Origin of the sequence: Rubellimicrobium thermophilum DSM 16684 (assembly GCF_000442315.1) — a bacterium.
Lineage (GTDB): Bacteria > Pseudomonadota > Alphaproteobacteria > Rhodobacterales > Rhodobacteraceae > Rubellimicrobium > Rubellimicrobium thermophilum.
Genome location: NZ_KE557320.1, coordinates 412,919 through 425,079, shown reverse-complemented (window position 1 = coordinate 425,079; position 12,161 = coordinate 412,919). Strand labels below are relative to the sequence as shown.

Below are 12,161 nucleotides of genomic sequence, written 5' to 3'. Positions count from 1 at the left end.
TCATGATCCTGTGCTGCGGCGAAGCCCTGATCGACATGCTCCCGCGTGTCACGGTGCAGGGCGAAGATGCCTTCGCCCCCCATGCCGGAGGCGCGGTGTTCAACACCGCCGTCGCCGTCGGGCGCCTCGGGGCGCCGGCGGGTTTCTTCTCCGGCCTGTCCTCGGACCTGTTCGGCGATGTGCTGCGCGAGAGGCTGGCACAATCCCATGTGGACAGTTCGCTGTCGGTCGTGAGCGCGCGGCCGACGACGCTGGCCTTCGTGCGCCTGCGCGACGGACATGCGACCTACACCTTCTACGACGAGAACACCGCCGGCCGGATGCTCTCGGCTGAGGATCTGCCGCCAATTCCGGCGGATGTCGGCGCGCTGTTCTTCGGCGGCATCTCGCTTGTCGGCGAACCTTGCGGTTCGGCCTATGAGGCGCTGCAGGCCCGCGAAGCGGGGCAGCGCGTGACGATGCTCGACCCCAATATCCGCCCCGGCTTTGTCACCGACGAGGCCGCCTATCGCGGGCGCCTCGGGCGGATGATCGCAGCGGCCGACATCGTGAAGGTCTCGGACGAGGATCTGCACTGGCTCATGGGACCGGGGGACACCCATGACCTTGCCCGGGGGCTTCTGGCCCGCGGGCCGGCGCTCGTCTGCGTCACCGAAGGCGCAAAGGGTGCGACGGCCCACACCGCCGCGGGACATCGGCATGTCGCCGCCCCGAAGGTGAATGTCGCGGACACGGTCGGCGCAGGGGACACCTTCAATGCCGGCCTGCTGGTCGCGCTCTGGCGTCAGGGGCGCCTGTCGAAGGAGGCGCTGCGCTCCCTGGATGAGGCGGCCCTGCAGGAAGCGGTGGAGCTTGGCGTCCGGGCGGCCGCCGTCACCGTGAGTCGCCCCGGCGCCAATCCGCCCTGGAGCCACGAGCTGTGAGAGCACTGGTCCAGCGTGTCTCGGAGGCGGCCGTCCGCGTGGATGGCGAGACGATCGCAGCCATCGGTCCGGGGCTTCTGGTCCTGGTCTGTGCGATGCAGGGGGATGACGACACCAGACCCGCCCTGCTGGCGGGCAGAATCGCCCGGCTGCGCATCTTCCGCGATGAGGCCGGCAAGATGAACCGCTCGCTGCGTGATACGGGCGGGGCAGCTCTTGTCGTGTCGCAGTTCACCCTGGCGGCAGACACCTCGCGCGGGAATCGGCCCGGCTTTTCCACGGCCGCCCCTCCGGCCGAAGGCGAACGGCTCTATCTGGCCTTCGCCGACGCCCTGGCCGCCGAAGGCATCCCGGTTCAGCGCGGCCGCTTCGGGGCGGACATGAAGGTCTCCCTGGTCAATGACGGGCCGGTGACGATCTGGATCGAGGCGTGAGACCGCTTGCACCCCGCCCGGGCCCGCGCTACGCGATGCCCATGGCACCGGGACTGAACCGACGACGCTGACGCCCCTGCCCTGCCGCAACGGCGGGGCCGTCCGCCGTTCGTTCCCATCCGCCCCCCATGCGGGGCCTTCATGCTTCCGGCTCTGTCTGATGATTCCTGTCCTGCTGCCCACCTACAACCGTGCATCCCTTGCCTTCGTCCGGGGCGAAGGGTCCTGGCTCATCGCCGAGGACGGCACGCGCCACCTCGACCTTGCAGCCGGGATCGCCGTGAATGCCCTGGGCCATGCCCATCCCGCCTGGTCAAGACGCTGACGGAGCAGGCGCAGCGGCTCTGGCATGTCTCGAACCTCTATCGCGTCCCCGAGCAGGAGCGGCTGGCGGCCATGCTCGTGGAGCGGACCTTTGCCGATACGGTCTTCTTCACCAACTCGGGCACCGAGGCGATGGAGCTGGCCGTCAAGATGGCGCGCCGTCACTGGCACGCGGCCGGACAGCCCGAGCGCACGCGCATCCTCGCCTTCGAAGGGGCCTTTCACGGCCGTTCCTCCGCCGCCATCGCCGCCGCCGGCTCCGAGAAGATGACGAAGGGATTCGCGCCGCTGCTGCCGGGTTTCACCCAGCTTCCCTGGGGGGACTGGGACGCGCTGGACAGGGTGATGCGCGAGCCGGATGTCGGTGCCGTGATCATCGAGCCCGTGCAGGGCGAAGGCGGGATCCGTCCCCTGCCCGATGCCTTTCTCAGGCGCCTGCGCGATCTCTGCGATGAAACGGGCGTGCTGATGATCCTCGACGAGGTGCAGTGCGGGATGGGTCGGACGGGGCGGCTGTTCGCCCATGAATGGGCGGGGATCGTGCCCGACATCATGATGGTGGCCAAGGGCATCGGCGGAGGTTTTCCGCTTGGCGCCGTCCTGGCGACCGAGGCCGCCGCCGCAGCGATGACGGTGGGCAGCCATGGATCGACCTATGGCGGCAATCCGCTGGCCTGTGCCGTGGGCGCCGCGGTCCTGGAGACGATGGACGAAACCTTTCTGGCCGAGGTGCGGCGCAAGGCGGCCCTGTTCCGGCAGGGGCTCGAGGGGCTCGCGGCCTCCCATCCCGGGGTGATCGAGGAGGTCCGGGGCACGGGCCTGATGCTGGGCCTGCGGCTGCGCCTGCCGCCGGCAGATTTCGTGCAGGCCGGCCATGCCGCGCGCATCCTGACCGTGCCCGCCGCCGACAATGTGGTGCGGCTTCTCCCGGCCCTGACGATCACGGATGAGGAGATCGGCGAGGCGCTCCGCCGGCTCGACAGCGCGGCCGGTTCGCTGCGCCCCGCCTGATCCGGCCAGCGTCGCCTGGCCTCCCGCAGCCGGGGGCTGGAAAACCTCCGGCCTCTCGACCACAGTGATTCCCATGAAGCATTTCCTCGATATCCACCGGACCGATCCTGCCGATCTGCGGGCGATGATCGATCATGCGCGCGCCATGAAGGCCGCGCGCAACGGAGCCCCCAAGGGCGCCCCGGACGACGAACAGCCTCTGGCGGGCCGCATGGTGGCCCTGATCTTCGAGAAGCCTTCGACCCGCACGCGGGTGAGCTTCGATGTCGGCGTGCGGCAGATGGGCGGGCAGACGATGGTCCTGTCCGGAGCGGACATGCAGCTTGGCCATGGGGAGACGATCGCCGATACCGCCCGCGTCATGAGCCGCTATGTGGATCTCATCATGATCCGCACCTTCGAGGAGGCGGTCCTGCACGAGATGGCCGAACATGCGACGGTTCCCGTCATCAACGGCCTGACCAACCGCACCCATCCCTGCCAGATCATGGCCGATGTGATGACCTATGAGGAACATCGCGGACCGATCCGCGGACGCAAGGTCGTCTGGTCCGGAGACGGGAACAACGTGTTCCATTCCTGGGCCCATGCCGCCGGGCAGTTCGGATTCGACATCACCTTCACGGGGCCCGAGCCGCTCGACCCCGATCCCGAGGCGCTGGATTTTGCACGCCGGAAGGGGTCGCGGGTCGAGATCCTGCGCGATCCCTTCGCGGCCGTGGCCGGGGCCGATCTGGTCGTCACCGATACCTGGGTCTCCATGCATGATCCGCAAAGCGCGCGCGAGCGGCGCCACAACCAGCTTCGTCCCTATCAGGTCAACGAAAGGCTGATGGCCGCGGCCAAGCCCGACGCCCTGTTCATGCATTGCCTGCCTGCCCATCGCGAGGACGAAGTGACCAGCGCCGTGATGGACGGGCCGCAATCGGTCATCTGGGACGAGGCCGAGAACCGCCTGCACGCGCAGAAGGCGGTGATGCGCTGGTGCCTGGGCGTGTAGGGGCAGGACAGACCGGCCGGGGTCACCGGAGGGCCGCATGGAAGGCCGCAGCCAGGCAGCAGCCGCGGCCCCGGCGGTCAGCGATGGCGCGCCGATTCGAGCCGTTCGGCCAGGGCCTGCCGTTCGGCCGGGTCCATTGCGGCCAGGCGCTCGATGAAGGCTTCGCGCAGGGCGGCTTCGGCCTGCTCGATGCGGGCGGCGTGCTGTTCGATCGCCGCGCGGGCCAGATCGCGATCGAAGGGATCGCTGCGCAGGGCCTCGATCAGGGTGGTCAGCGTCGCCTCGCGCAGGGCGCGGTCAGGCGGCCGGATGTCCCGGCGCTGGCGCAGATCGCGCAGCAGGGCGCGGCGATCCTCGGGGCCGAACGCGCCCGCCAGGGGCCCCAGCCCGGCGTCCGGTCCCGGCGGCGGGCGACCCCCGATGACCGAGCCGGCAAAGATGCCCAGCGCAACCAGATTGAGCAGGAGCGAGACAATCAGGGCAAGGCGGAGGAGACGTGTGGACGGCATGGTGGCCTCTCATGGCTCCAGAAGGGCAAGCGGATCATCGAGCCCGAGGCCCAGCGATGAGGCATCCTCCGCACCCAGAACGGGAACATAGGGGGCCAGCACATCGGGCGGCAGATATCCGATCCAGAAACCCGTGGCGGCAGCAGCAGCCAGCCCTCCGAAGCCGGCCCAGCCCCCGAGCGCGCGAAACCAGAGTCGGACGGGGCGTTCTGCCCTCGGCTGCGGCGTCCGGGGCAAAGCGGGCTGCACCCTGTCCGCATCATGGAGGATGCGGGCCATCAGCGTCTCCGACGGCGCGAGCTGCTGCGCGCGCGCCTCGGACAGGAATTCTTCGAGCCAGCCGTCTTCAGTCTTCATAGCCCAGCTCCGCCTTGCGTCCTGCCAGTGCCGCGGCGAGCGCCCGGCGCCCGCGTGCCGTCAGCGATTCCACCGCCTCCACCCCGATCCCCATGATCGCGGCGATCTCGGGGTTCGACAGGCCCTCCAGATGCCGCAGCGCCACCGCCTGAGCCTGGCGTTCGGGCAGCCCGGCAAGGGCATCGGACAGGGCCCGCAGTCGTGCCGCCTGATCCAGGCGCTCGGCCGGGGGGGTCGCAGGATCCGGGGGCTCCGGCACCTCCGCAAGCGCCGTTTCCCGCCGGCGCCGAAGACGGTCAATGCAGAGATTGACCACGACACGGTGGAGCCAGGTGGACACCCGCCCTTCGCCCGTTCTCCAGTCCGGCGCCGCGCGCCAGAGCCGCATCATCGCCTCCTGCGTCACATCCTCGGCCTCGGCCCTGTCGGCGAGCATCCGGAACGCCAGGGACAGCGCCCGGGGAACAAGCCGATCGGCCAGGCGGCGGGCTGCCACGCGATCGCCGGCCGCAAAAGCGGTCAGCAGCATGGCTTCGGCCTCTCCGGCCTCATCGAGCCCCGCTTCGATCATCGCGCGCGCGTGTTGACCCATCAGGGCCCGTCTGTCCAGAAGCGATCCGGGGCAGGCAGCCCCGCCCCGGATCCCGTCCATCAGCCGCCGGACCGGCCGGGACGACCGGCACCCAGTTCCTCGACCGTCAGCGCACCGTCACCATCCGCATCCAGCCGGTCGAAGATCGGCGCCAACCGGGGAGTGCGTTCCTCGAGCTCCTCGGCCTGGAGCAGCCCGTCGCCGTTGTCATCCATGCGCGCGATCTGCCGCGTCGCGCGGGCAAGCCGCATCTCCTGGCGGATCGCCTCCTCGAGCGCGACCAGCTCCTCGGGCGACAGGGCGCCATCGCCGTTCGCATCGGCCTCGGCGAAACGCTGGGCCTTGCGGGCCTCGATCTCCTCGCGCGTGATGCGGCCGTCGCCATCGGTATCGTAGAATTCATGGGCCAGGGGCGCCATGTTGGGCAGATCGCCCGGCCCCCATCCATCGCCATGGCCGAAGGGGCCGCCCCGCCCGAAACCCCGACGGCCTCCGGGATGGCCCATCCAGCCCGGTCCGGCCATGGGGCCCATCGCCTCGCCGGCGGGCGCATCGGCCAGAGGGGTTTCGGCCGGCGCATCCTGGGCCATGGCCGCACCGCCCAGACCGAGGGCCATGAGGGCCGCCGTGATCATCGTCCTTCGCATGGATCCAACCTCTCATCCTGTGGTGATCATGTCACCGACAGCCCTGACACGACCCCTTCCGGCCTTTCCGTCGCGCCTGCACGATCTCGTGACCGGGGCGCAGCGACATGGCGCCGCAACAGGCCGCAGGGGGTTTCCAAAACCGCCGGGCGGGTCCAGATCAGGCCATCGCGATCCTTCGCGAGGAGTTCCGATGTCCGAACCCTGTCCGATGGCTGCCCCGACGATGGAAAACGGCGAACGTGAGACCTGGCCTGCGCTGCGGCGCGGTTTCCTGCGGCGTTGCCCGCGCTGCGGACAGGGCCATCTGTTCGATGGTTATCTCAAGGTCGCCGACACCTGTCCGTCCTGCGGAGAGGATCTGACACCCCAGCGTGCCGATGACGGGCCGGCCTATCTGACGATCCTGGTCGTCGGGCATGTCCTGGGGGTGCTGATGCATCTCCTGTGGGTCTGGTTCCGGCCCGAACCCTTGGTTCTTGCGACGATCCTCACGGTGGCGGCCGTGGCCATGGCGCTCTGGCTGTTGCCGCGCTTCAAGGGCGCGATCGTCGCCTTCCAGTGGGCGAGACGGATGCACGGTTTCGGCGACGCGACAGGCGAATGAGGATCGCCCCGCGCATCAGTCGCGGCGCAGGATCGGATGCGGGACGGGATCCTTGGCGGCCCAGAGATAGAGCCGGAAGATCTCGCCGTAGGACCGATAGCGGTAGCCCCCGTTGACCCCGAGATAGCGCTGAGGATTCGCGCGATAGAGCGCAGGAAGCCGATACCACGGCACGCGCGGATGCATGTGATGGACCACATGCAGGTTGTTGTTGAGGAACAGCAGGGCCAGAGGCCCCCGATCCTCCACGATGGCCGTGCGCCCCCGGACGCGTTCATGCGCCTGATGTTCGAGGAAGGTGCGGATTTTCAGGAGCGAAAGGGCAAGATAGACGGCCAGGCCATAGGCCCAGAAGGGCATCGGCGAGAGCCGGAGAAGGCCGAGAACCAGCAGGACGGCGGGGATGTGCCAGATCCAGGCCGCGATGACGGCCCGATCGCCCCGGATCATCGCCCGGATGTCACCGGCCGTCCATGTCACGGTCCCGATGACCGGCCCGAGAAGCATCCGCCCGGCCAGCGTGTTGTTCACGCGCAGCAGCAGGCGCAGGGCGGCGGGCAGGCTGTCCCAGTCGCGTTGGGCGAGATAGTTCGATTCCGGGTCGTCATAGGGATCGGTCAGATTGGCATCGCGATGATGGGCAAGATGGGTATCGCGGAAGCGGCCATAGGGAATGACAAGGGCCAGCGCCGGAAAGACCAGCGCGGCATTGACCGTCGGATTCCGGGTGGGATGTCCGTGAATGGCCTCGTGGCAGAGGGATGAATGCTGGGCGATGCTCCAGGCCGCAAGGGGCACTGCAAGCCAGAGAGCCACAGGGGCAAGAACGAAGACCGCCAGCGCCCAGAGCAGGTAGCAGAACGCCAGCAGGGCCAGGGTTGGCCATTCGATCCGGTCCGATCCCGTCTTCATGGTCGTGATGGTGATGCAGCCGATCCGGGGGCTGATCCCGCCGGATTCGGGGCGACTGTGCTGCAATCCCCTTGACGGCGGGAGATCTCATCTGCGCAACTGAAAATCCCTTCTGCAGATTTTTCACATCACTGATGAGTTTTCTCGACAAGCGGGACAGGGCGGATCTCTTTCGCGAACGGCTCCGCACGGCGCTGTCGGAACGCCGCCTGTCCCAGGCAGACCTCGCAAGGCGTGTCGGTGTGGACCGCTCCACGATCTCGCAGCTGCTGACCCCCGGCCTCACCCGGCTGCCGAATGCCCAGCTTGCGGCCGAATGCGCCCAGGCCCTCGGGGTGTCGGCGGATTGGCTTCTCGGTCTGTCGGACCGGCAGGAGCGCGCAGCCGATCTGGTCGCGGCCGCCCTGACGATGACCGAGGCCCCCCGCGCCCTGGTGGACGACCATCTCTTCGCCTGGCACCGCGAGGCTGCCGGCTACAAGATCCGGCATGTTCCCGCCGGGCTGCCCGACATGCTCAAGACCCCCGCCATCCTGCGCTGGGAATCCGAGCCCACCCAGGGCCGCACCCTTGATCAGGCGCTGGGGGCCAGCGAGGACCGGCTGGCCTGGATGCGCAGCCAGCGATCCGATTACGAGATCGCGATGCCCTATCAGGAGCTGGAATGCTTCGCCAGGGGCGAAGGCCTCTATCGCGGGCTCGATCCCGTCCTCCGCCGCGCGCAGCTGGAGCATGTCATCGCGCTTCACGATCAGCTCTACCCGTCGCTGCGGGTCCATCTCTTCGACGCGCGCCGGCTGTTCTCGGCGCCGCTCACGGTCTTCGGACCGCTGCTTGCGGCGCTGTATATCGGGCAGCACTACCTCGTCTTTCGCGACCGGGCGCGCGTGGAGGCCTTCACCCGGCATTTCGATGTGCTGGTGCGCGAGGCCATGATCCCTTCGCGCGACTTTCCCGCGGTTCTCGACGAACTGGCCCGCAACCTGGGCTGAGGGAACCGAACCGGGATGCAGGGGTTCATGTTCCACAGATGAGGTCAGGGGAGGATCCTGCCATGCACGATGACAAGGAAGACCGCATCCGTCGGCGCGCCCACGCGATCTGGGAGGCCGAGGGCCGCCCCGAAGGACGCCACGAAGCCCATTGGGAGCAGGCCCGCGCCGAGATCGAGGCAATCGAGGCAAGCGGTGGCCCAGACGGGCAGATGCGCGCGGAGGAGCCAGCAGCGCAGCCCGCAGGCGAGGACGCGCCAGCCGACAGCGCCCCCAAGGCCAGGCGGCAGCGGACCAAGACCTGAAAGCCTGATGGGACCGGGCCCGACAGGATCCGATGGAGGATTAGATTTGATGGAGGATTGGAGCGGCTAGTGGGAATCGAACCCACCCCATCAGCTTGGAAGGCTGAGGCGCTACCACTACACCATAGCCGCCCGCGGGTGCTGATATAGGCCGGGCTCCCCCCTCAAGGCAAGACCCCGGCACTCCACTTCACGCCGGGACTTCACGCCGGGCTGATCGGGTCCTGATCCAGCGGCCGGATCAGATCTGCCCCCCGTGATCGGGCAGAGTTGATCGCCGGCCCCACAGGGACCATGCGCAAGGCCCCCTCGGGCGGGGCCCGCATGAGCCGAGCTGCTCCGTGCCCGGCCTCGCCCAGCCACAAGGGCCAGTCCCCCGGTTCCAGGATCACCGGAAGACGGGGATGGATCCTGGCCATCTGCGCATTCGCCGGGCAGGTGACGATGGCGACCGTGCCCTGCTGCGCCTCCGCCTCTCCCCAGTTCTGCCAGACCGCCGCAAAGACCATGGGCGCCCCATCCGCACGGGTGACGAACCAGGGCTGCGACCTGCCGGATTCCAGGCGCTGCCATTCATAGAAACCGGTCGCTGGCACAAGGCAGCGGCGGTGGCGCGCGGCCTCGCGGAAGGCGGGCCTGTCGGCGATGCTCTCGGCCCGGGCATTGATGAGTAGCGGCCCATCCGTCGGCGAGCGGTACCAGGCCGGCAGGAAACCCCAGCGCATCGCCTGCAGGAAGCGCCGCCCCCCTTGCGACAGGACGACGGCGATGGGCCGTGTCGGACAGACATTGTAATCCGGCAGATCCGGCAGATCGCCGACGGGGGCCGCATCGAACAGATGAGCCATCGCGTCATGGGTCAGGGTGATGGCCATGCGCCCGCACATGAGACAACCCTAGGCCACAACCCCGCCCTCTCCAACCCCGCCCTGTCTGCCCCGTCAGCGCCGTGCCACGATCCGCGCCGAACCGGAAGAAGACAGCAGATGCAACGCCCCCCCTGCTGTCGATGTCGAACCCTGCCACCCCAGCGAGGGCCGCGAAGAATCGCTCCTCGCTTCTCATGACGGCCGTGTCACAGGCGATTCGGGTCGCCACGGGCGGGGCGAAGCTCAGCCCCTCTCCGGTGAGGCTGTAGCGGGCGCTCCAGCGGTTGCATCCGCCCGAGCCGCGACCTCCCCAGCTGCGCCATCGAAGAGGAGCGTCGGCAGCGCTCCGGCGGCCGGGGGCACCCCGTCGATGGACTCCACGACCCATTCGCCCCCGGCAAGCAGGACGGCCGGATCCCCGCCGCAGCCGTCGAGCGTTTGGCCCCCTGTCGCGATCTCCACCGTCTCGGGATAGGGCATTCCTGTCATGTCATCATTGGCAGAGGGCCGCAACGGAGCGGAGCCGGACCCCCTCTCCTTCCAGCAGCAGGGCCCCGTCCCGCCAGACCGGCCCGGCAAGCCGGACCACCTGTTCGACCTCTCCCAGCCGATCGAGCGTCAGGGTCAGACCGCGAAGCGAAGCCGTCCAGAACGGTTCGTTCCCCGCAGCGCTCCAGCCGGGATCATCCGCAATCCGGCAGGGCGGCAGGTCCCTGCCCCTCAGCGTGAGGGTCGCAGACAACCCCTTGGACCAGAACACGGTCGTGGGGTCGTCAACGGCCTCGAAACGGGCGCCGGAGGCCGAGAGGGCGGGAACGAGGGCATGGATCCTGTCCCCGATCCGCATGGAGGCGCCCTCACCCCCCTCGCCCATCCGCACGAGGACAGCGAGCCCGCCGCAGTCATAGAGGCTCGTCAGGGGCGGTCCGCCCCCCTCGGCGGCGACCGGAGGCGCCGCAAAGGCCGCGCACAGGGCGAGGAGGAGGGTTCTCATGACGCTCAGTCCGCCCCCAGCACCGTGATGCGCCCGTCGGTGAAGGGCTGATAGGGTTGGTTCGCCGCGAGATATTCGGCCGTCACATCCGCCAGATCGGGACCGAAGTCATAGGCGTTCTGCGCATCCACGAACATCGCATAGCCGTCACCGCCATTGCGGACATAGTTGTTGGACACCACGCCATAGGTTGCCGCCGGGTCGATGGGGACCCATGCGCCATCCTGCATGACCTGCACATCCGAGATGCGCGAGCCGGGAGGCTGCGACAGGTCGATGGTATAGCGCAGCCCCGCGACCTGGGCGAAGCGGCCTGCCCCTTCCTCGATCTGGCTGGCCCCGTTCTCGAGCGCGTCGATGACGGTCTGTCCCGAGACCTGGAAGGTGGAGAGCGTGTTCTGGAAGGGCAGCACGGTGAGCACCTCGCCCATCGTCACCGGCCCTGCATCGATCGAGGCGCGCAGGCCGCCGCCATTCGCGATGGCAATGCTGATCCCCTGATCACGCACGCGGTCCAGCATCGCCTCGGCCACGAGATTGCCCATCTCGCATTCCATGGCCCGGCAGGATGCCCTCTCTCCGTCGATGGCGTCCGCCGCCTCGGCCACCACGCGGGCGCGGATCTCCTCGAGCGGGATGGCCAGTTCGGCCACGCGGGCCAGCGTCGCCTCATCCTCGGGCACCGAGGCATCGAGCAGGATCGGTTCACCCTCGGCGGAAAGCACCTTGCCCTCATCGTCGAAGGTGACGGTCAGCTCGCCCAGATATGTGCCGTAGGACCGGGCATGGACGATGGGCACATCGTTGACGACCGTGGGATAGGGCCCGGCGGCCCCCTCTGCGGTGTTGGACAGCAGCGTGTGGGAATGCCCGCCGACGATGACATCCACGCCGGTGAGGGTTTCGGCCAGCGCCTGGTCCTCCTCGAAGCCGACATGGCTCAGCAGGATGATCTTGTTCACGCCCTCTTCCGTGAGGCGGTCGATCTCCTGCTGGGCGGCGTCATAGGGCAGGAAGTTCACATTCGGGCCCGGCGCGGCAATCTCGGGCGTGTCGGTCGTGGTCAGGCCGACGATGCCGATCCGCTCTCCCCCGATCTCCAGCACCGTCGAGCGGGCGATCTTGCCCTCGAGAGCGGGTTCGCGGCTGGCGTCGATATTGGCGGAGAGGACGGGAATGCCCACCGCATCGATGAACCCGGCCAGAACGGCGGGACCGTCGTCGAATTCGTGATTGCCCACGGCCATCGCATCATAACCGAGGCTTGGCATGAATTCCGCCGCGACGGCACCCTTGTACTGCGTGTAGAACAGCGAGCCCTGGAACTGATCCCCGGCATCGAGGAGGATGACAGGGCCCCCTGCCCGTTCGCGGGCCGCGGCCACGGCCGTCACGAGGCGGGCGATCCCCCCGAAGCATTCCCCCGCCGCCGCCTGATCCGCCGTGCAGGCGGAGTCGAAGGCGTTCACAGGCTCCCACCGGTCGTGAAAGTCGTTGGTATGCAGGATGGTGAGCGTGAAATCCGCCGCAGCTCCGGTCGCCACCCCGGAGGCGGCCAGCGCGAGCGCGGCAGTCCTGTGCCAGAGACGCATGAATCCTCTCCCTTGCTGGTGTGACGACAGTGGACCGATTCGCGTGACGGTCGAAAGACATTCTGCACCGGCAATGGTTAAGATGGCGTAAAC

At 68.5% G+C, this 12,161-nt stretch carries 16 protein-coding genes, 1 tRNA gene and 1 pseudogene; 7 read left to right on the top strand and 11 right to left on the bottom strand.

Going from position 1 to position 12,161, the window contains the following annotated elements; genetic code table 11:
- Nucleotides 1–2 precede the first annotated feature (2 nt).
- The 4 genes and pseudogenes from RUTHE_RS03095 (at nucleotide 3) to argF (ending at nucleotide 3,692) form a co-directional block, all read left to right on the top strand.
- Entirely contained in the window at nucleotides 3–923 is a 921-nt protein-coding gene (locus RUTHE_RS03095) for a carbohydrate kinase family protein (RefSeq protein WP_021096805.1), read from the top strand.
- The gene (dtd, locus tag RUTHE_RS03090; RefSeq protein WP_021096804.1) at nucleotides 920–1,357 is read left to right on the top strand and encodes a D-aminoacyl-tRNA deacylase; all 438 of its coding nucleotides are present in this window, start codon (nucleotides 920–922) and stop codon (nucleotides 1,355–1,357) included. The genes RUTHE_RS03095 and dtd overlap by 4 nt, the downstream gene beginning before the upstream one ends.
- A 160-nt stretch (nucleotides 1,358–1,517) precedes the next feature.
- Nucleotides 1,518–2,692 (top strand): annotated as a pseudogene (locus RUTHE_RS03085) (acetylornithine transaminase).
- 73 nt (nucleotides 2,693–2,765) lie between these two features.
- Nucleotides 2,766–3,692, top strand: a complete 927-nt coding sequence (gene argF, locus RUTHE_RS03080; RefSeq protein ID WP_021096801.1) for an ornithine carbamoyltransferase — start codon at nucleotides 2,766–2,768, stop codon at nucleotides 3,690–3,692.
- 77 nt (nucleotides 3,693–3,769) lie between these two features.
- Here the strand turns inward: argF and RUTHE_RS15290 are convergent, their stop codons facing one another.
- Genes RUTHE_RS15290 through RUTHE_RS15285 form a run of 4 tightly spaced genes read right to left on the bottom strand, consistent with a single transcriptional unit; the run spans nucleotide 3,770 to nucleotide 5,797 of the window.
- Nucleotides 3,770–4,201: a periplasmic heavy metal sensor gene (locus tag RUTHE_RS15290; protein ID WP_021096800.1), complete on the bottom strand. Its 432-nt coding sequence runs from the start codon at nucleotides 4,199–4,201 to the stop codon at nucleotides 3,770–3,772.
- Nucleotides 4,202–4,210: 9 nt separating this feature from the next.
- Nucleotides 4,211–4,558 carry a hypothetical protein gene (locus RUTHE_RS03070; protein ID WP_021096799.1) on the bottom strand — a complete coding sequence of 116 codons (348 nt, stop codon included), beginning with the start codon at nucleotides 4,556–4,558 and terminating at the stop codon, nucleotides 4,211–4,213.
- Nucleotides 4,548–5,150, bottom strand: coding sequence for an RNA polymerase sigma factor (locus RUTHE_RS03065; RefSeq protein WP_040645198.1), 603 nt, complete (start codon nucleotides 5,148–5,150; stop codon nucleotides 4,548–4,550). The genes RUTHE_RS03070 and RUTHE_RS03065 overlap by 11 nt, the downstream gene beginning before the upstream one ends.
- A 59-nt stretch (nucleotides 5,151–5,209) precedes the next feature.
- Nucleotides 5,210–5,797, bottom strand: a complete 588-nt coding sequence (locus tag RUTHE_RS15285; protein WP_021096797.1) for an EF-hand domain-containing protein — start codon at nucleotides 5,795–5,797, stop codon at nucleotides 5,210–5,212.
- Nucleotides 5,798–6,008: 211 nt separating this feature from the next.
- On the opposite strand from RUTHE_RS15285, the gene RUTHE_RS03055 reads away from it, so the two are divergent.
- Entirely contained in the window at nucleotides 6,009–6,404 is a 396-nt protein-coding gene (locus RUTHE_RS03055) for a DUF983 domain-containing protein (protein WP_040645194.1), read from the top strand.
- 15 nt (nucleotides 6,405–6,419) lie between these two features.
- Here the strand turns inward: RUTHE_RS03055 and RUTHE_RS03050 are convergent, their stop codons facing one another.
- The gene (locus RUTHE_RS03050; protein WP_021096795.1) at nucleotides 6,420–7,316 is read right to left on the bottom strand and encodes a fatty acid desaturase; all 897 of its coding nucleotides are present in this window, start codon (nucleotides 7,314–7,316) and stop codon (nucleotides 6,420–6,422) included.
- A 131-nt stretch (nucleotides 7,317–7,447) separates the two neighbouring features.
- Here RUTHE_RS03050 and RUTHE_RS03045 point away from each other — a divergent pair, with 131 nt between their 5' ends.
- Nucleotides 7,448–8,308 carry a helix-turn-helix transcriptional regulator gene (locus RUTHE_RS03045; RefSeq protein WP_040645193.1) on the top strand — a complete coding sequence of 287 codons (861 nt, stop codon included), beginning with the start codon at nucleotides 7,448–7,450 and terminating at the stop codon, nucleotides 8,306–8,308.
- A gap of 62 nt (nucleotides 8,309–8,370) precedes the next feature.
- Complete coding sequence (locus RUTHE_RS03040) at nucleotides 8,371–8,613, top strand: DUF2934 domain-containing protein (RefSeq protein ID WP_021096793.1); 243 nt, start codon at nucleotides 8,371–8,373, stop codon at nucleotides 8,611–8,613.
- Between the two features lie 58 nt (nucleotides 8,614–8,671).
- On the opposite strand, the gene RUTHE_RS03035 is transcribed toward RUTHE_RS03040, so the two are convergent.
- From RUTHE_RS03035 to RUTHE_RS03020, 6 genes are all read right to left on the bottom strand, one after another.
- A tRNA-Gly gene (locus RUTHE_RS03035) sits at nucleotides 8,672–8,745 on the bottom strand.
- Nucleotides 8,746–8,816: 71 nt separating this feature from the next.
- Complete coding sequence (locus RUTHE_RS03030) at nucleotides 8,817–9,500, bottom strand: SOS response-associated peptidase (protein ID WP_021096792.1); 684 nt, start codon at nucleotides 9,498–9,500, stop codon at nucleotides 8,817–8,819.
- On the bottom strand, nucleotides 9,466–9,729 hold the full coding sequence (locus RUTHE_RS18550; RefSeq protein WP_425413927.1) for an META domain-containing protein: 264 nt from the start codon (nucleotides 9,727–9,729) through the stop codon (nucleotides 9,466–9,468). The genes RUTHE_RS03030 and RUTHE_RS18550 overlap by 35 nt, the downstream gene beginning before the upstream one ends.
- Nucleotides 9,726–9,962 (bottom strand): META domain-containing protein, encoded by a 237-nt coding sequence (locus RUTHE_RS17335; protein WP_051150367.1) that lies wholly within the window; start codon nucleotides 9,960–9,962, stop codon nucleotides 9,726–9,728. The genes RUTHE_RS18550 and RUTHE_RS17335 overlap by 4 nt, the downstream gene beginning before the upstream one ends.
- Before the next feature lie 13 nt (nucleotides 9,963–9,975).
- Complete coding sequence (locus tag RUTHE_RS15275) at nucleotides 9,976–10,476, bottom strand: MliC family protein (RefSeq protein ID WP_021096790.1); 501 nt, start codon at nucleotides 10,474–10,476, stop codon at nucleotides 9,976–9,978.
- Between the two features lie 5 nt (nucleotides 10,477–10,481).
- A complete protein-coding gene (locus tag RUTHE_RS03020; RefSeq protein WP_021096789.1) occupies nucleotides 10,482–12,068 on the bottom strand; it encodes a bifunctional metallophosphatase/5'-nucleotidase in 1,587 nt (528 codons plus the stop codon).
- Nucleotides 12,069–12,161: the final 93 nt, after the last annotated feature.